14 protein-coding genes are annotated in these 19,070 nt (G+C 60.8%); 2 read left to right on the forward strand and 12 right to left on the reverse strand.

Annotated elements, in window-relative coordinates; all coding sequences use genetic code 11:
* The 9 genes from BM300_RS10680 to BM300_RS10720 form a co-directional block, all read right to left on the reverse strand.
* Positions 1 to 1,563 carry a ShlB/FhaC/HecB family hemolysin secretion/activation protein gene (locus tag BM300_RS10680; RefSeq protein ID WP_371914656.1) on the reverse strand — a complete coding sequence of 521 codons (1,563 nt, stop codon included), beginning with the start codon at positions 1,561 to 1,563 and terminating at the stop codon, positions 1 to 3.
* A gap of 68 nt (positions 1,564 to 1,631) precedes the next feature.
* Positions 1,632 to 2,234, reverse strand: a complete 603-nt coding sequence (locus tag BM300_RS31680) for a transposase (protein WP_072347174.1) — start codon at positions 2,232 to 2,234, stop codon at positions 1,632 to 1,634.
* 462 nt (positions 2,235 to 2,696) lie between these two features.
* A complete protein-coding gene (locus BM300_RS10690; RefSeq protein ID WP_092462825.1) occupies positions 2,697 to 3,494 on the reverse strand; it encodes a transglutaminase family protein in 798 nt (265 codons plus the stop codon).
* A complete protein-coding gene (locus BM300_RS10695; RefSeq protein WP_003201699.1) occupies positions 3,491 to 4,441 on the reverse strand; it encodes an alpha-E domain-containing protein in 951 nt (316 codons plus the stop codon). Before BM300_RS10695 ends, BM300_RS10690 begins: the two co-directional genes overlap by 4 nt.
* Positions 4,442 to 4,444: 3 nt before the next feature.
* On the reverse strand, positions 4,445 to 5,854 hold the full coding sequence (locus BM300_RS10700) for a circularly permuted type 2 ATP-grasp protein (RefSeq protein WP_003201697.1): 1,410 nt from the start codon (positions 5,852 to 5,854) through the stop codon (positions 4,445 to 4,447).
* A 794-nt stretch (positions 5,855 to 6,648) separates the two neighbouring features.
* Positions 6,649 to 6,774 carry a hypothetical protein gene (locus BM300_RS31370; RefSeq protein WP_256572213.1) on the reverse strand — a complete coding sequence of 42 codons (126 nt, stop codon included), beginning with the start codon at positions 6,772 to 6,774 and terminating at the stop codon, positions 6,649 to 6,651.
* A 219-nt stretch (positions 6,775 to 6,993) separates the two neighbouring features.
* On the reverse strand, positions 6,994 to 8,286 hold the full coding sequence (locus tag BM300_RS10710) for an MFS transporter (protein WP_092462827.1): 1,293 nt from the start codon (positions 8,284 to 8,286) through the stop codon (positions 6,994 to 6,996).
* Entirely contained in the window at positions 8,283 to 9,323 is a 1,041-nt protein-coding gene (locus BM300_RS10715; RefSeq protein ID WP_092462839.1) for a methyltransferase, read from the reverse strand. Before BM300_RS10715 ends, BM300_RS10710 begins: the two co-directional genes overlap by 4 nt.
* 10 nt (positions 9,324 to 9,333) lie before the next feature.
* A complete protein-coding gene (locus BM300_RS10720; RefSeq protein WP_092462829.1) occupies positions 9,334 to 11,325 on the reverse strand; it encodes a TonB-dependent receptor in 1,992 nt (663 codons plus the stop codon).
* A gap of 157 nt (positions 11,326 to 11,482) precedes the next feature.
* Here BM300_RS10720 and BM300_RS10725 point away from each other — a divergent pair, with 157 nt between their 5' ends.
* Complete coding sequence (locus BM300_RS10725) at positions 11,483 to 12,451, forward strand: helix-turn-helix domain-containing protein (protein WP_092143693.1); 969 nt, start codon at positions 11,483 to 11,485, stop codon at positions 12,449 to 12,451.
* Between the two features lie 133 nt (positions 12,452 to 12,584).
* On the opposite strand, the gene BM300_RS10730 is transcribed toward BM300_RS10725, so the two are convergent.
* The 3 genes from BM300_RS10730 to BM300_RS10740 form a co-directional block, all read right to left on the reverse strand.
* Positions 12,585 to 14,711 carry a TonB-dependent siderophore receptor gene (locus BM300_RS10730; RefSeq protein WP_092462831.1) on the reverse strand — a complete coding sequence of 709 codons (2,127 nt, stop codon included), beginning with the start codon at positions 14,709 to 14,711 and terminating at the stop codon, positions 12,585 to 12,587.
* 169 nt (positions 14,712 to 14,880) lie between these two features.
* Entirely contained in the window at positions 14,881 to 16,650 is a 1,770-nt protein-coding gene (locus BM300_RS10735; RefSeq protein WP_092224623.1) for a sodium:solute symporter family protein, read from the reverse strand.
* 11 nt (positions 16,651 to 16,661) lie between these two features.
* A complete protein-coding gene (locus tag BM300_RS10740; RefSeq protein WP_014338067.1) occupies positions 16,662 to 16,928 on the reverse strand; it encodes a DUF4212 domain-containing protein in 267 nt (88 codons plus the stop codon).
* 249 nt (positions 16,929 to 17,177) lie between these two features.
* On the opposite strand from BM300_RS10740, the gene BM300_RS10745 reads away from it, so the two are divergent.
* Complete coding sequence (locus BM300_RS10745) at positions 17,178 to 18,974, forward strand: methyl-accepting chemotaxis protein (protein WP_092348179.1); 1,797 nt, start codon at positions 17,178 to 17,180, stop codon at positions 18,972 to 18,974.
* Positions 18,975 to 19,070: the final 96 nt, after the last annotated feature.

A 19,070-nucleotide genomic window follows, 5' to 3' on the forward strand; every position in this document is an offset into this window, starting at 1 on the left:
TCAAAACGTCGCTTGCAGGTTGAAGTGCAGGCGCGATTCCTGTTTCGAGGTGTTCGGCCCTTCGAGCAGCGGATAGCCCCAATCGAGGCTGCCGGACAGCCATTTGCTCAGGCTCGCGCGGGTGCCGAGGCCGACGCTGGCGAGGCTGTAGTCGGCTTCCTGATCGGGCAGTTCGTCGCGCAGGTACAACTGCGCGCCTTCGGCGAAGGCATAGAAGCGCCACTCCTGGACATAACTGCCGAGAAACTTGGCCAGGGACGGGGTGCGCAGCTCCTGGGACAGCAGGTAGCCGTCATCACCGGTGCGCTCGGCGGCCAGATAGCCACGCACCGAGGTGGCGCCACCGGCCGAGAATTGTTCGTTGGAAACCAGCGGCCCGGAGGCGAGTTGGAAGGCGGCCTTGGAGGCAGTCTGCCAATCATTGGCGAAGGTAAAGGTGTAATTGCCGTCGCCCTTGAGCACGGCGAAGCTGGGGCTGGCGCGATAGCGCTTGTAGTCGAATTCTTCGTCGGAGCTGCCGTAGCCCAGCAGACTGCGGGTACCCGCCACCAGGCTCAGGCCAAGGCCCAACTGGCTGGTTTCGGTGTAGCGAAAGCCGTTGTAGGCGAAGGTGAATGGCGCGTACTTGAGCGGTGCCTTGTCGCTGGCGCCGCCCAGGTTCAGCTCTTCCTCGAAGTCCTTGAAATCGACCCCGACCGAAAAGCTGTTGGCCCATGCCCCCGTGGACGGCAGGCTGTAGATCGCCGACACCCCATAGGAATGGCCTTTGCCCAATACGTTGCTACCGCCGACGGTCGCCACGTTGCTGTCGGATTGGTAACCCGAGAACTGCACGCTCCAGCGTTCGCTCAACGGCGCGGTGTAGGAGCCCGACCAGACCTTGGCATTCTCGGTGTCCTGGGGCGCGGTGAAGAAGGTAAGCGAAACGCTGTGGCCCAGTTGCCAGAGGTTGTTGTAGCCCAGGCTGGCGACGGTGCGCAGCTTCTCGGTGTCGGCGCTGTAGTCGTTGTTCACCCCCAGGCTGGCCTGCCAGGGGTCCTGGTCTTCGACTTGCAAATCCACGTCCATGGTGCCGGGGCGCTGGCCTTCGCGCACCAGCGGCATGACCTGGCGCCCCGGGGTTTTGTTAAGCAGCGCCAGTTCTGCCTGGACCTGGGCGAAATCGGGCACTTCGCCTTCCTTGAGCGCTGGCACGTCATCACGAATTTCGACGGGGGAATAATGCTTGGCCCCCACCACCCGCACCCGGCCAATCTTGGTCTCGCTGACTTGCAGGTAGACGATGCCGTCTTCGACTTTCTGCTCTGGCAGTTCGACGAACACCGATTGATAACCCCGGGCCTGATAGGCCTTCTGCAAGGCTTCCCGGGCGCCCTCGATGTCGCTCAAGGCCTTTTGCGGGCCGAGGAACGGGTACACCGCTTCCTCGATGGCCCGGGCATCGAGCACGGTGTTGCCCCGCACGAAATACTCGTTCACGTCCACCAGGCGCGTCGGGGCCGCTTCGGCCTCCTGCCCTCCTTCTGCAGCGATTGCCGACGGCCCCCCGACCGCCAGCAGCAACCAGCCCCACAGCGCCGGCCGCGATTTGAAGAAATGCTCCACACCACCCCCTGAATTCAAAGTACGGCTCAATTGCTTGCGGTCGATGTCGTGGCGTGCCGGGCCAGCCAGGTGTGCAAAAGCGCGAAGTTCAAGGAGAACTCCGGCATTTGCAGCAAGGCGCCACAGAACACTTCACCGATAATTTTCTGGATGAGCCGCACTGCCCGCGCGTCGCCCAGCAGTGTGGCGAGGTCTTTGCTCAGGACGTTGAAGCTCCAGACCTTCTGGTTCAGGTCCAGGCCGACGAACCAGCGAAACAGCAGGTTGTAGTTGAGTTGCTCGTAGAGTTGCTGCTCGCTGGGCACCGAATAGAGCAGTTGTAGCAGGAGGATATGCATGGCGGTTTGCGGTGCGATCAGCATCTGGGCGCTGGCATTCAGCCCCTGCAACACATCGCGATGGTCATCCAGCAGGTCGTCGATCTGCGGGCGTAGCAAAACCAGTGAATGGCCCTGCGGAATGTAGCTGGACACTTCCTTGAGCGCGCCCTGCCAGTCATCCTGGGAAACAATCCAGACCCACGGCGCGCCGTAGCGATACACCGAGACCGGCTGCTTGCGCGCCGCCTCGACGATCTTCGACAGCCGCTGGTCAAGCTCCTGCATGCCCACTTTCGAATAACGTTCCATAGTCCCCATCGCCTCACTCCCGGCTTCGCGCCCCGGCTCCAAAACGACCTGAAAGGTCCCCTTGAACACGTCACACAGGCATGACGGGAATGGCGATGTGCTACCGAACTTTTGTCATGAAAGCTTCATTTTGGAGGGCAAGGAGGGGTGGGATCTTGTGGGAGCGTTCAACCAAGTGATGGGCGACACCGAACCCTGTGGCGAGGGAGCTTGCTCCCGTTGGGGCGCGAAGCGGCCCCGGGACCTGCCGACTCGGTGTGTCAGGAAAATACCTTGGGGGCCGCTGCGCAGCCCAGCGGGAGCAAGCTCCCTCGCCACAGACGGTCTGGGGCGATGAGTACCGGCCTTATCGCGACCAGGTCGCTTCCACAACAGATTCTCGGGTGTTCACGACAATGACGTCCACCGTCAATCTCCTGTGGAAGCGAGCCTGCTCGCGATGAGGCCGCCAGGCTCCGCAGGCTATTGGTGCTGCACCTGCACCATCGAACTCACCTGCACCCGCGCCTGCATCTGTTCCGCCCCGCCCCCCCGGCGCATGCCGCGTACCGGGCAGGCGTCGAGGTAGTCCAGGCCGACTGCCAGTTTCAGGTGGCGGTCTGGAAGGGTCAGGCGGTTGGTCACGTCGAAGCTGTACCAACCATCATCCAGCCAGGCCTCCGCCCAGGCGTGGCTCGCCAGGTGGCTTTCATCCTCGGTGCACAAATAGCCGGAAACATAGCGCGCAGGAATGCCCAGGCTGCGAGCGCAGGCCAGGAACGCGTGGGTATGGTCCTGGCAAACCCCCGTCCCACCGGCAAACGCCTCGGCGGCTGTGCTGTTGACCGCGGTCGTGCCAGGGCTGTAGGGCATCTGCGCCGCCAAACCGTTCATCAGATCGGTCAAGGCCGTACGATCACGCCGGCCGGCGCATTGCTCGACGGCGAAGGCGCTGAGGGTCTCATCCGCCTGGGTCAGGCGACTGGTGCGCAGGAAAGGTAGCGGCGACTGGTTATCCGGTTCCATCGCGATGGACTGATGGATTTCCACCTCGCCATAAGCTGTCAGGATCAAGGCACCGTGGGGCTCGTCCATGGTCATCACATGCAGGATGTTGCCATAGGGATCAAGCTGGCTGCGGACCAGTCGCGGCAGTTCCAGGTGCCATTGCAGGATACGCTGGCGCTGAGTGTCCCGGGGCGTCAGGCGCAGGAACTGGATGCTGGTGCAGACTTCATCGGCGTAGCTGTAGGTCGTGTCGTGGCGTATGGACAGTTTCATACGACCTCCAGGTAAGACTCATGGACGGTCTGGCCCAAGTGGCGGATCTGCCCAATCAAGTCGGTCAGCCATTGATGCAGGCCCGACGCCAGGATCTCATCGATCCCCGAATAACGCAGGCGTGCATTCAGTTCGGCGGCCAGGCGTTGCGCTGGCCGGCCGTTGTTGCCCGGCAGGCTGGCGAGAATGTGGTCCAGTTCCTCGATGCAGGCATGCAGCGAGCGCGGGACGTCAGCGCGCAGCAGCAACATCTCGGAAACCTGCTCGGCATTGGGCGCATTGCGGTAGATCTCGTTGAACGCCTCGAACGAAGACAACGCGCGCAACAAGGCACTCCACTGGTAGTAACCACGGGCCGAGTTGTCGCTGACCTCCTCCGATTCCTCGCCGAACATCTCATAGCGGGCGTCCAGCAACCGCAGCGTGTTGTCGGCCCGTTCGATAAAGGTCCCCAGGCGAATGAAGCAGTAGGCATCGTTGCGCATGATGGTGCCCGACGTCGCGCCACGAAACAGGTGCGAACGCTCCTTGACCCACTCGCAGAAATGGCTGATGCCGTAGCGCCCCAGGCCGTTGCTGGCGATGTTGCGCATTTCCAGCCAGGTGGCGTTGATGTTCTCCCACATGTCGGCGGTGATGCGCCCGCGCACGGCATGGGCATTGGTCCGCGCAGCTCGCAGGCAGCTGTAGATACTGCCGGGGTTGGTTTCGTCCAAGGCGAAGAAATGCAGCATGCGCTCGGTGTTGAGCGCGTCATAACGGGCGTTGTAGTCGTCCAGCGTACCGGCCGCCAGCAGCGACATCGCCAGTTCCGCATGGCCATCGCTGCGCCCGGCCTGGGGCATCAGCGACAGCGAATAGCTGACTTCGAGCATGCGCGCCAGGTTCTCGGCGCGCTCCAGGTAGCGGGACATCCAATAGAGGTCCGAAGCAGTTCTTGAAAGCATGTCTTAGTCCTCCACTACCCAAGTGTCTTTGGTGCCGCCGCCCTGGGACGAGTTCACCACCAGCGAGCCTTCGCGCAGCGCCACGCGGGTCAGCCCGCCAGGCACCAGGCGCGTTTCCTTGCCCGACAGCACGAACGGACGCAGGTCGATGTGGCGCGGTGCGATGCCGCTCTCGACGAAGGTTGGACACGTGGACAGACTCAAGGTGGGCTGGGCGATGTAGGCTTCAGGCCGAGCCTTGAGGCGCGCGCGGAAATCTTCGATCTCCGCCGCGCTGGCGGCCGGCCCGACCAGCATGCCGTAGCCGCCGGAGCCCTGGGTTTCCTTGACTACCAGATCCGGCAGGTTGGCCAGCACATGGGACAGGTCCTGGGGCTTGCGACACTGCCAGGTGGGCACATTCTTCAGGATCGGTTCTTCGGTGAGGTAGAAGCGGATCATTTCGTCGACGTAGGGGTAGATCGACTTGTCGTCGGCCACGCCGGTGCCGACCGCGTTCGCCAGCACCACATTGCCCGCGCGGTACACGGCGATCAGCCCGGGCACGCCCAACATCGAATCGGGGTTGAACGACAGCGGGTCGAGGTAGGCATCGTCAAGGCGACGATAAATCACGTCCACCTGTCGTGGGCCGGCGGTGGTGCGCATGTACACATGGTCGTCACGCACGAACAGGTCTGCGCCCTCTACCAGCTCCACGCCCATTTCACGGGCCAGGAACGCGTGCTCGAAATAGGCACTGTTGAAGCGCCCCGGGGTCAGCACCACGGCGGTGGGGTTCTCGAGGGGGCTTGAGCTCTTGAGGGTGTCGAGCAGCAGGTTCGGGTAATGATCGATGGGGGCCACGCGCTGGGCGGCGAAGAGCTCGGGGAACAGGCGCATCATCATCTTGCGGTCTTCGAGCATGTAGCTCACACCGCTGGGCGTGCGCAGGTTGTCTTCCAGCACGTAATAGCTGCCGTCACCATCGCGAACCAGGTCGACACCGGCGATATGGGCGTAGATGCCTCGGTGCAGGTTCAGGCCCTGCATCGCGATCTGATAACCCTCGTTGGCGAGCACCTGCTCGGGCGGGATGATGCCTTCCTTGAGGATGTGCTGCCCATGGTAGATGTCGGCCAGGAACATGTTCAGGGCCTGGACCCGCTGAATGCAGCCACGCTCGACCATCTGCCATTCGCTGGCCTTGATGCTGCGGGGAATGATATCGAAGGGGATCAGGCGCTCGGTGCCCTGCTCGTCCCCATAGAGGGTGAAGGTGATACCGGCTCGATGGAACAGCAGGTCGGCTTCGCGGCGGCGTTGTTCAAGCAGTTCAAGCGGGGTGTCCGCCAGCCAGCGCGAGAAGGCTTGGTAATGCGGGCGGCAGTCACCCTTTGCGTCGTACATTTCATTAAAAAAAGCGTGGGGCATAGCCAACTCCCAGCCGCGTTCTACACGGCATTTCTTATCACTTCGTCATTCCAATGGTCTGGCCTTGCTTTGTTTTAATGAACCCTGTTTCTCCGTGATACCTCGATAGCAGTGGTCTCTGATCTGGCCTTTGCGTCTGGATGACGTGCGCCCCCTGATTAAATCTGCGTGGTCACTCCTGTACTGAATCCAACGGTTCGGTGGGTTTCGCTGTTGAGGTCTAGCAAAGGCTGTGCCTAAGCGCGATGCATCAAGACTGCGCTGGAAAAACCGTTACAAAGTTGTTTGAAAGCGAAATTTGTTTTCATTTATACGACAAAACGCCCCGGGAAGGCTGAAACGTTTATTTCAGCCTTCTCCAGCGAACCCTGGAACGGGTCGAATAGGTGCAAAAAGCTAGGTGTCAGGGATTCAATGCCCTGAAAAGGGGAAATTTATACTCACTGCTCGATGCCTGAGCGGGGTGCCGCGCAAAGCAACCTCCTAGACAACGCTTGGATCGAGCTCACCGGTCCAGGCCAGCAAAGCTGTCAGCAAGAAAAAACTGCCGCAGGCTGTCTCCACTTTCTGCTCCCCAGCGGACGAGGTCCGGTAGCAGTGACCGAGGAAACAGCCGTCTCGAAAATTGTCACTGCGAATAAATTGCCGCCAGTTGTGCACCGGCATACTGCGTTGCCAGTACTGACACGCTAGCATGGCGTCCTGGCTGTAAGGCACACCCTACAGCCTAGCACCGACACTCAGGCCAAGCATCGCCCAGGCCCGGCCTATCGTCGGCACGCCAACTTCCGTTTTCATGGCGAACCTGACTGCTGCACGGCCTGTTCCGCCAACTCATCGGCCAAGACGTCATCCAGCAAGCAACGGCCCAGCCCTGCGCCGTAATGAAAGATCAGACTGCGATGGTGCGTGGCACTCAAGGCCCGCGCTGGAACAGACCGAACAACGGCGGTCCCACGGCGAACCCGTCCAAAAAAACCACCGACAACAGTCCAGCCGCCGAGGCGACCAGTCGGGATTATTGGCCGGGGGCTGCAAGCAGGCCTGCAGATACTCGACGACAAATGCCACATCCTCGATCAGAGGCTGCGTCTGGGTAACCAAACAGATACCTAAGGTTGCCTTCATGGACTCCATTCCTATTGGGTCGAACTTATGTGAGGGGAGCATTTGTCGCTGGCTCGGGCAGTCTGGCCAACAGGGCCACCGGCGTGTGTCGTGGCCTGGGCAATCGAGCTTCGCGCAGCCATCGCCAGGACACACACGCCAAGCATCGCCAGGCACAGTCCGGCAAGCATTGCCGCCGGGCCACTGCGGTCGAGCACCGCTCCGGCGCCAATCGGCACGAGGAGACGGGTAAGTACAAACAGGCTGGCCTGGAGACCGTAGTCGTGGGCCTGCTGGAGGCGTCGGGAGAAAAACATCATCAGGCCGAACATCAGGCTCGACACCGCCCCCATGGCCGTGGCCAATAGATAGGCCGCCGCCACCAGCCATGGGGTCGAGACCTGGAGCCAGACAGCGCTCGTCAATGCCAGCAGTGCTGACAAGGCACCGATCATGAACCACGGCGTCGCCCTTGCCGGACCCAGGTGTTGCACCACCCTTGCACCCAGTACGCTCGCCAGGACACCGACCACTCCACCGCCGACCCCGGCGATCCAGGCCACCTCTTGCACGGGCATTCCCTGGTCCAGCAACAGCGGCTTGAGGTAAAGCCACGCGGCGCCCAGGAACGGAAAACCGCTGAGCAACAACCCGATCCAGAGATGTGCGCCGGGCTGCCGGAAAAAACCCGACCAATCGACCGACGACCGCCGGGGTGCTTGAAGACCATCGTCCTTGACCTCTCCCTCATGCAATAACACGAGGAAGACCAGCGCCACCAACAGCCCGGCGGCCATCAACAGAAACGGCGCCTGCCAGCCCCAGCGCGCCTGCACCAGCAACATGACGCCGGCGCCCACGATGGCGGCGAGAAACAGCGCGGCCGAACGGATCCCCCCAGCGCGCGACCGTTGCGTCTGTGGCAATAACTTGATGGCCAGGGCATTGACCGGGATATCGGCCCAAGTCGCCAGCACGCCGGCGACGAAAGCCAGGCCGAAGAGAAACAGGCGATTGGCGGTAATCGCCTGCTGGCTAACCAGCACCAGCAGCAGCGCCAACAACAGGCACAGCACCAATGCCCAAAGTCGATAGTGTCCTTGGACTGACCGATAACGCTGTACGGGCAATGCCAACAGGAACTTGAACACCGCTGGCAGCCCCGTCAGCTGGAACAACCCGATGTCGGTACCCGACCAGCCGTGCTCGCGCATGACCAGCGGAAGCCCCAGCAGCAGGTAGATGCTGGGAACCGCGAGGACGAAGTGGAGCCAGCCGAACAGCCATTGGAGTCGCCACATACGGGCGTTGTTTGCGCCGTTCATGAACCGCTCCGACGCGCCACTTGTACTGCTACCGGCGCGACCGCAAAGGCCACCTCGGGGTAATGGTCAATATTGACGAACCCGGCGCGGGTCAATGCCTCGGACAGGCCGCCAGAATGGGTGATCTGACGACCGAGCATCTGCATCGACAGGTAATAAGGCATGACCCGCCGAGCCAGATCGGGGTCGGGCGGGACCTCGGCATGAGCGCTGACCAGCACGCCGCCGGGACGCAACGCGGCATGGATTTTCTCCAGGCTCGCCGCCAGGTCAGGGACAAAGTGCAACACCGAGGAACACCAGATCAGGTCATACCCTTCACCAATACAATCGCTCGCCAGATCCCCACCACGTACTGCCAGACGCTGTTGGAGGCCGGCCTTGCTGATATTTTCCGCCGCCACGCTGACAGTCTGGGGGAAGTCGAAGACCTCGCCGCTCAGCAGCGGGTTGCCCCGGGCCAGGGCAATTGCCACCAATCCTGGCCCGCCCCCCAGGTCCAGGAATCGGCGGGCATGGGCGAACTCGGGGATTCCTGCCATCAAGCGCAACGCCACCTCCACCGTGACGGCCCGTTGCTCCTGGGCCAGTTGCAGACGTGCCGCGGCCGTCCAGTTCTCGATGGTGGTCGCCACGTTCGGTGCCTGCCCACTGGGCTGGCCCGCCCGTACTTGATCGCCCAACTGTCCACCAAAATGGCGAAGCCCGCGCAGGCGGAACGTCCACGCATCGCCGCAATAGTCCGGCGCCTCGGCGCGCAAATAGTCATGGGCCACCGCGGCGTTGTGGTAGCGCGGCGGTTGTTGTTGGTCACGCACCAGCAACTCCATATTCCACAACGCGTCCAACCAGTAACCGGTGTTCACGGGGTCAAGTTGCAGCTGTCGGGCAATGGCCTGCGCTGTGACGGGTACTTGCAGCAGGTTGAACAACTTCCATTCCAGGGCAATGCGCAGGACATCGGCACGCACGCCGGCCAAGGTCAGGTCCCAGTAAGGTTGCAGGGGGTGGGGTGTTGCCAGGTCGATTCCGTTCATCATTCGCAGCTCACAGTTCATAACTCACACGCAGGCCGATTTCTCTCGGCGGGCTGTAGACTCGGGCGGTGCCGCTCAGGTAGCCGACAGCGTCGTAACGCTTGTCAGCGGCGTTCTTCAGATAGGCACTGATTCCGTAGCGGCCAACGTCATAACCGGCAGTGAGGTTGATCAGCCCGTAGCCTCCACGGCTGTACCGGTTCGCTGAGTCCAGGTAGGTCTTGCCGACCCCATCCACGCCGGCCTGGGCCCACCAACCGGCGGAGGCGTCGTAGCGCAGGCTCAAATGGCCGGTGAAGTCGGGGGCATAGGGATTGCGATTGCCCTGGTAATCGCTATTGCCTTCACTGAAGCGCTCGAAACGGGTCCGGTTCAGGCCCACGGAACCGACCAGCGTCCAGTGGTCGGCCAGCAGGTATTCGGCTTCCAGCTCCAACCCCGTGGAGCGGGCCGACGCCGCGTTGGTGATATACACCAGGCCCGGCTGGATCAACTGCTGCACCTGCATGTCACGCACGTCCATCCAATACAGGGCGGCCGAATAACGCAGGCGCTGGTCGTCCAGCCAGCCTTTGGCGCCGACTTCATACGTCTTGGCCTTTTCCGGGTCATAGCCGGGGTAATCGGCGGCACTGGCGAAGGCGTTGAAACCTCCGGCGCGGAAACCTTCGGCATAGCTGGCGTACAGGTAGGCATCCGGTTGCCACTCGTACTGCAACGACACCTTCGGGGTAAAGCGTTGCCACTGCTGGCTCTGACGACTGCCGCCTTGGGGATCGATGTGCACCTTGTCCTGTTCGGTACGGGCGCCGAGGGTCAGGGTCCAGCGTTCGGCCAGGGGCATCAGCCATTGACCGAACAGGGCCGTGGTATTACCCCCCAATTGCACATCCGTGCGGGACAGGCCGACGGGCAGTTTCTGTTCGTAGGAAAGGTCATGGTCGTCGCGATCGGCATAGACGCCGAGCAGCCACTGGCTCTGGCGCCATTGGCCTTCCAGGCGAAATTCCTGGGACATGGTGTTGAAGTGGTAATCGCGACCGACATGAAACAGGTCGGCAGGCTGGAAATCGGTGTCTTGGCGCACCCGGTCATAGAAGTCATTGCGGGCTGTGATCGAACGCAGCTTCAAACCGGAGTCGAACTCATGCAGCACGTCCACGGACAGGCTGCGACCGCTGGAATGGTTCCAACTCGAGGTGCCGGAGCGCACCTGGCGCGGGGATGAGTCGGCCGCCCCCCACTGGGACCCACCGTCGCGATAATCCTGGCGGCTGTAGCGCAGGTTGACGTCAGTGGCCAGCGTGGGCGTCCAGCGCAATACCATGCGAGCGCTGTGACGTTCACGATCATCGGCCTGCCCGCCGCGCCAATCGTTGTCAATGTAACCGTCCTGCTCCCGCCACTGCCCGGAAACCCCGGCGAACAGCGTCTGCGGGACCAGCGCGGTACTGGCATCAACGCCCAGGGTCCGGCTATCGCGACTGCCGCCACCGGCTTCGACCCGGGCGTATGGCTGGGCATCGGGCTGGCGAGTGTGGATACTCAGCACGCCTGCTTCAGCGTTGCGGCCATACAAGGTCGACTGCGGCCCACGCAGAATCTCGATACGTTCCACGCCCAGCAAATCATGATCGAAGCCCTGCCCCATCAAGGTCGGCACGCCATCGACCAGCATCAGCATCGAGGAGGAAAACGCCGTCGGGCTGGCGGTCAGGCCACGCACCACCGGCAGGTTGGTGCCCGACTGGCCAAATGGCTGGAAGGTAAAGCCGGGTGTGGCTCGCGCCAGGTCTTGCAGGTCATGGATAGCGCCATTGCGCAGGTCCTCACCCGTCAACACCGACAGACTGGCGGGAACCGCTTCTTGCGGCTGTTCGATCTTGTTCGCCGTCACCGTGATCGGCGCCAATTCAGTCTGGGCCGCCACATTCACGGCCACACCCAAGCAACAACCGACGCACCAAACGCAACCACGAGCTTTCAATACAGGCTTGACCATCGCACTCCCCCATCAATGAATCAGCGACTGCCTCGTTCTGGCGATAGCAGTTGAGATACAAACATGGTATTGATTAATGCGAATAGTTATCATGTAGTTCATATGGAATCTGGATCAATCCATATGCAAGCCAGAGTCAACCAGGAGGACCCTAAAAGTGGCGGCCCTACAGAAGATTTCCCAGTCCTATCGAGTAGCGCCAACACATTCGCGGCTGATCAGCAGTGATGCCTGTGGCTGGACACGCCAGCAACTGCCGGGGGAACTGGGCGAGTGCTACTCAGAGCGCTATTTGGTCGACAATGACCTGATGGTGGTTCGTTCGCGCTATCGCCCCACGCGTCATTTGATCGAGGAAACCGTCAGCCCTCACAATCGCCACATGCTGGTCATCACATTTGGCATGCAAGGCGACTCCGGCTACAAGGGGGCCGACGGTTCGGCGGTATCATTCCGTGCCGGCTATACCACCATCACCTCGTTTCAATTGAGCCTGGGCGAACGTTGCTACGAGGCCGGGACGACGGTGTCCCAGCTCCGGCTGCTGATCGGTGAAAGCATGCTCAACCGATACATCGGCGAGCAGCGCACCCGCCAGTTACTGGGCAACGGCAATGTGCGCCAATTGGCCTTCCAAAAGACTTCGGCCACCAGCGCCAGCCACGCCACCGCCCTGGCGCGCTATCTCAACCAAGGCGCGACCGGCGCGCTGGACATGCACATCCACACCCTCAGTCTGCTGTCCGAACAACTGAAACTGATAAGCCCGCCCACCCCCTGCATCCAGAATCCGCAATTCAGCGCCAGCGACATCGAAAAACTCGACCGGGCACGGGACATCATGATCGAACAAATGGACCAGCCGTTGACCATTCCCTACCTGTGTGCAGCCGTCGGGCTCAATGAATTCAAGCTCAAGGAAGGCCTGCATCACCGCTTCAATTCCACGCCCCATCGCATGCTGCATGAGATGCGCATGCGCAAGGCCTATACCCTGCTGGAAAGCGGATGCCAGGTTGCGCAGGCGGCCTATCAGGTCGGCTACAAATTTCCGAATAATTTCAGTGCGGCATTTACCCGCTTCTTCGGCAAATCGCCGAAGACGGTATTCGGCAAGCGTCGCTGACATTGCGCGGGCGCCTGGGTGATTCCGGGCGTCAAACCTGATCTGCCGTCTTGGAGTCTCCCAGGCTCAAGGCCTGAATCGACGGAAAAAAAATGCCCGGATCCAAGGTCCGGGCATTTTTTATTGAGCGCGATCAGAACGTCACGCTGGCACTCAGCCGTGCGGTACGCGGCTCCCCTACCGCGACCTGCAACTCGCTGCCGGTGGAGGACGGATAGTATTGCTTGTCGAACAGGTTATCCACATTCAACTGCAGCGAGGTCTTGTGGCCCAAGACCGGCGACTCCCAGCGCAGGAAGGCGTCGGCCACCGTGTAGCTGCTGAGCCAGAAACTGTTGTCGTTGTTGGCGGCCCGTTCGCCAACGTACCGCGCTCCGCCCCCGGCGTGCCAGGCACCGAACTCGGCGGGAACGTTGAGGTGATGGGTCAGGTACAGGCTGGCAGTGTGTTTAGGCGCGTCGACGAGACGATGGCCTTCGTTTTTCGGATCGTCGAGGATCTCCGTGTGGGTGTAGGCGTAGGTGCCGATCAGGTCCCAGCGCTCGGAAAGGCGCCCGGTGATGTCGAGTTCCAGGCCTTGGGAGCCGACTTTTCCGGCGGCTTCTGCGATGTTTTTTTCGCCGACCAATCTATTGGTCACGACGTTCGTTTTTTCGATGTCGAACAACGCAAGATTGATGTTCAATCCTGGCAACGGATCATATTTGGCCCCGATCTCGTAGCTGCGCCCTTCCTCTGGGTCGAAGGTACTGCCGTTATCGTCCACCGTGTCGTTCGGCTTGAACGAGCGACTGTAGTTACCGTACAGCGACAGCTCCTGCGTGGCTTTGTAGACCAGGCCGAGGAACGGCACGAAGGCATCGCCGTTATCATCCCGGTTGAGCTTGTAAGCGCTACCCAAACCCTGGTCGCTGTACTGGTCGTAATGTTGATAGCGACCGCCGAACACAAGGATCCAGCGATCATCGAGATGCCAATTGTCCTTGAGATAAATGGAACTGGAGGTCAACTGGTTGCGCAGGTCGCTTTGGGGAGCATTGACAACACTGGGCTCGCTTAGACCGCCATAAACCGGTGCGTTGATGTCGAACCCCGGCGTTGCGGGGCCACGGTAGGTCTTGCCGCGAAATTGATCTGACACTTGATTGTCGACGCCGACCAGCAAGTCATGACGCTGCCCGAAAAATTCCTGCTTGCCCAGGAAGTCCCAACTGGCATAACGAGTTTCGTCGTCGTAATGAGCACCATTGGCGGCTCGCTGAAAAACACCGGTTTTCGACAGACTCGGCTGCGCAATCGAAAGACTGTACCGATCATTGTTCCAGCCATAGGTCACGCGGGTTTTCCACGCCTCGCTCAGCTCATACTCGAAACGCGCCGTCGCTGTCTCGCGAATGCCCACGCTTTTGGCCCAGGGCTCGTCCAGGCGCTTGTCATAATCGATGTCCGCCGGATGTCCATTGCGGAACACTGTGCCCCGGTCAAAGGGATTGGAATATTCGTTGTACTCATAGCTGAGATTCAACGAGGCCCGCTCCCCCGTCCAAGCCAGGGACGGCGCGACCAGCGTGCTCTCGTTGACCCCGTAGTTGCGCCAGTAATCCTCGTGACCACGCTCGGCAATCAAGCGATAGGCCAGGCCGGTGTCTCCCAATGGCCCGGTGGTGTCCAAGGCCATGGTGCCGCCGCCTTCGCTGTAGGCCGAGCCGCTCAGCGTGGTGCTTTGCGTGTATTCCGGTTTCTTGCTGATGACGTTGACCAGGCCGCCGGGCTCCAGCGCGCCGTACAACATCGAGGCCGGGCCCTTGAGCACTTCGACGCGGTCGGTGGTGGCGCTGAAGTTGTGGCCCAGGTTCGAACGCACGCCGTCGCGCAGGATCGAGCCGTCGTCGTTGGTGCCGAACCCGCGCTTGACCAGCGAATCCCTCGAGCCGCCGAGGGTATTGCCCTGGCTGACGCCGCTGACGAACTTCATCGCATCGGCCAGCGAGCGCACCTGATAGTCGGCCAGGGTCTGCTGGGTCACCACGTTGATCGATTGCGCCTCTTCCTTGATCGGTACATCGCTCTTGCTCGCCGTGCTGGCTTGCGACGTCGTATAGCCCTCGTCCTGAGTGACGCGACTGCCCTGGATGTCCGTGGCCGGCAGTTCGAGAGCGGCCTGCGCCCACACCGGGCTTGCGATGAAGCAGTAAGACAATGTCGGCAATACACACTTGATGAAGACGTTGCGATTAGCGAGAGGGGTGGAACGATTCAAGACGCGCACTCACAGAGGGTTGGAAATGAGAGGGAATATACTTTGAGAATGATTCCCAGTAAATCTTTCTAACATCACCCCGCTTGACTCTGCGCACAAACGAGGGCGCCGGATGATGAGTCCGGCGCCCTCGTTTGTTTCCCTCTCCCAGTCTTGGGCTGATCAGTGGTCAGTGGTCGATGGCAGCACCGGCTCCTCTCGGTACGCGAATGTCTTCGACCAGGTGCTGGATGTGCTCCGGTGGCGGCGCGGTAAAGCGCGACACCACCACCGCGGCCAGGAAGTTGAAGACCATCCCCAACGTGCCGATACCTTCAGGGGAAACACCCAGCCACCAATGTTCAGCCGTGTTCATCGTCGGGTTGATGAACTTGAAGTAGACGATGTAGGTGAATGTGAAGGTCAGCCCGACAATCATCCCGGCGATCGCGCCTTCGCGGTTCATGCGTTTGGAGAAGATCCCCATGACAATGACCGGAAAGAAGGAAGACGCCGCCAACCCGAAGGCGAACGCAACCACCTGGGCGACGAACGCGGGTGGATAAATGCCAAACAATCCGGCAATCAGCACCGCCACACCGGCGGCAATGCGTGCCGCGAGCAACTCCTGCTTCTCGTTGATCCTGGGCATGATGTTGCTCTTGAGCAAATCATGTGAGACCGAGGTGGAGATCACCAGCAACAGCCCCGCAGCCGTGGAAAGCGCCGCCGCCAGGCCACCGGCAGCGATCAATGCGATCACCCAGCCCGGCAGGCCAGCAATTTCGGGGTTGGCCAACACCATGATGTCGTTATCGACGTAGAGTTCGTTGGCCACTGGCGAGAGCTGGTTCTTGAGCAATCGCTGCTCATGCGCCCCGCGCTCATCAGTAAAACTCGGCGCCCCGACCAGGGCCGCACCCGGGCTGTACTGGATGATGCCGTCGTTGTTCTTGTCCGCCCACGCAATCAGTCCGGAGTTTTCCCAGGCTTTGAACCAGGCTGGCGCGGTGGCATAACTGACGTTGGGAATGGAGGTCAGCAGATTGGTACGTGCGAAGGCCGCCACGGCCGGCGCGGTGGTGTAGAGAATGGCGATGAACAGCAATGCGTAGCCTGCTGACTTGCGGGCATCACGTACGGTCGGCGTGGTAAAAAAACGCACGATCACATGGGGCAGGCCCGCAGTACCGACCATCAGCGCCATGGTGATGAAGAACACATCCATGGTCGACTTGGTGCCATCGGTATAGGCGCTGAAGCCCAACTCGGCACCCAGGCCGTTGAGCCGCTCGATCACGCTCTGCCCCGAACCGCCCACTTCGCTGATAAAGCCCAACTGCGGTATTGGGTTGCCGGTGATCATTATCGAGATGAAAATCGCCGGCACCATGTAGGCGAAAATCATCACGCAATACTGCGCCACCTGGGTGTAGGTGATGCCCTTCATGCCGCCCAACACCGAATAAAAGAATACGATGGCCATGCCGATCATGACACCGACGTTGATATCCACTTCCAGGTAACGGGAAAAGACGATCCCGACACCGCGCATCTGTCCCGCCACATAGGTGAAGGAAATGAAGATCACGCAGATCACCGCCACTACCCGCGCCGTCTGCGAGTAATAACGAGCCCCGACGAACTCGGGTACGGTGAACTTGCCAAATTTTCGCAGGTACGGCGCCAGGCACATCGCCAACAGCACATAGCCCCCGGTCCAGCCCATCAGGTAGACGGAACCGTCATAACCGGCGAAGGCAATGATCCCGGCCATGGAGATGAACGAAGCCGCCGACATCCAGTCAGCACCGGTGGCCATGCCGTTGAGTACCGGATGCACGCCCTTGCTGGCGACGTAGTACTCGCTGGTGGAACCGGCACGCGTCCAGATTGCAATCGCGATGTACAACGCGAAGGAGGCGCCTACGACCAGATAAATCAGGGTTTTTGTGTCCATGTGCGCCGCCCTCAGTCTTCGTGGACGTCATATTTGCGATCAAGCTGATTCATCTTCCAGACATAGAAGAAAATCTCGAGCACAAAGACGTAGATGGAACCCTGCTGGGCAAACCAGAACCCCAAGGGTGTACCGAAGAAACTGATGGTGTTGAGTGCATCAACCAGCAAAATGCCGAAGCCGAACGACACCAGGAACCAGATAGCCAGCAAGACCAGCATCCAGCGTAGGTTTTCCGTCCAGTAGGCACGCGCAGCCTGTTGCTTTTCAGTGGACATGGAGGTGTCCTCCCGTGTTGTTTTTATTGTTTTGCACTTCAAACCGTAGCAGTCGTCAGGCAAGGCGCTAGTACGACTTTCGTCTAATTCGCTCCAACAGGTATTGACATCTCTATCCCATCGTCATGGCAGGCTGAAGAGCAGCAGAGTCTCCAGGGTGATATCAAATAGCCCTATCCGCCCCTAAAGCTTTGGCGCTCGCGGTCGAATGTATTCCATTGAGAGATTTTTTTGCCCAGGAGCAGCGGCATGCAGACGTTAAAGGCCTTGTACGAGTCTATCGAGATGCGGTTTTTCGATACCCTCACCAAAAAACTATCGAGCCTTTTCCTGTTGGTGCTGGTCAGTGGCTTGCTGTACTGGGTGGCCCTCAGCGCCCGCGCCGAGATCGTGCTGCAGTTGCGCAATGCGCAGTTGGACGGCGCCTTGCTTGGGCAGATCGAGGGTCGGCTTGACAGCCTCACCCATGCCCTGCTCTTCGGCGCGTTCCTGACGCTGTGCATGATCAGCTTCATGGTCTGGTATTTCCGTCACCTCATCGTGCGCCCCGTCATCGCCATGACCAAGGCCCTGGAAGAGATCGCCAATGGCGAAGGTGACCTGTCCAAGGACCTGCCGCTGGTGACTCACGACGAAATCCGCGTGCTGGCCGGCACTTGCAACCGTTTCCTGGCCAAGCAGCGGGAGATCATCAGCAACGTCCAGGCACTGACCGTGCACATCGCCGTCGAATCGGCCCGCTCGTTGAAGAACATCAGCGACTCCAGCGACAGTGCCACCCACCAGGCTCGCTTCGCCAAGGAAGTCATGGACCAGAGCAACACCGCCGTGGGCCGCATCGAAGAAGTCTCGCGCCAGACCCAGGGCATTTCCAGCACCACCGCCCAGAACCTGAGCATGGCCCGCGACTCCTACGCCGAGCTGCTGGAAGTGACCGGCAACATCAGCGAAATCTCCAGCAGCCTCGGTGAATTTGCCACGCTGGTGAGCGCCTTGAACCAGCGTTCCTCAAGCATCAAGTCGATTGTCGGGTTGATCCAGCAGATCTCTGCCCAGACCAACCTGCTGGCCCTCAATGCCGCCATCGAAGCCGCCCGGGCCGGCGAAAGCGGTCGGGGCTTCGCGGTGGTCGCCGATGAAGTGCGGACCCTGGCACAAAACGTCAGCCGGGCCACCGATGACATCTCACGCAACATCGACGCCATGCTCGAGGAAGTCAGCTCCACCCACGAACAGACCACCCAGATCAGCCATAGCGCCCGGGAAACCCAGAAAGTGGTGGAGCGCGCCTCCGGCCATTTTGAGAGCATGATCGGCGATTTCGAATCCACCAACGGCAAGCTGGCGGACATCGCGACCCATATCCAGCAGTTCGCCGACAGCAACACGGGGATCAACGACCGAGTCACTCAGATCCACGCCGACAGCCAGTTGATCGACCAGCGCATGCAGCATTCGGCAACGGCCACCCGCGACCTGTCCGGCGTGGCCGAAAAGGTCCAGGCCCTGCTGGGTCGCTTCGTGCTCGGCCACGGCAAGCTGGACGCCGCCATCACCCGCGCCAGCGAGTGCCGCGACACGCTCCAGGTTCGCCTGGAGGCGCTGCAAGGTGAAGGCCTGAACCTGTTCGATCAGAATTACCAACCGATTCCCGGCACCGACCCCAAGCAGTACATGACCAGCTACACCGAACGTTTTGCCCAGATCTGCCAGGAGGAATGCGACAAACTCACCCGCAGCACGCCGGGTGGCAAGGTTTCGTTCATTGTCGACAGCAAGGGCTACTGCCCGGTGAATAACAGCTGGGTCTCCAAGCCGCCAACCGGCGACCGGGCGGTGGATTTGCCGGTGTGCCGCAACAAGCGAATCTTCAACGACCCGATCGGCCTGCGTGCGGCGGGCAACGTCCAGCGTTTCCTGCTGCAGACCTACCTGCGCGATACCGGGGAAATCATGACCGAGATCGACGTACCGTTCTTCTTCGGCGGCCGTCATTGGGGCAATTTGCGGGTGGGCTTCGATGCGGCGGTGTTGTTGGCGGAGTGATCAACAGCGCAATCAAGCCAGACAACTACCCTGTGGCGAGGGAGCTTGCTCCCGCTCGGCTGCGCAGCAGTCGCAAAACCGGCTGATACGGTCGGC

This window comes from Pseudomonas sp. NFACC46-3, from assembly GCF_900114515.1.
Taxonomy (GTDB): domain Bacteria; phylum Pseudomonadota; class Gammaproteobacteria; order Pseudomonadales; family Pseudomonadaceae; genus Aquipseudomonas; species Aquipseudomonas fluorescens_Q.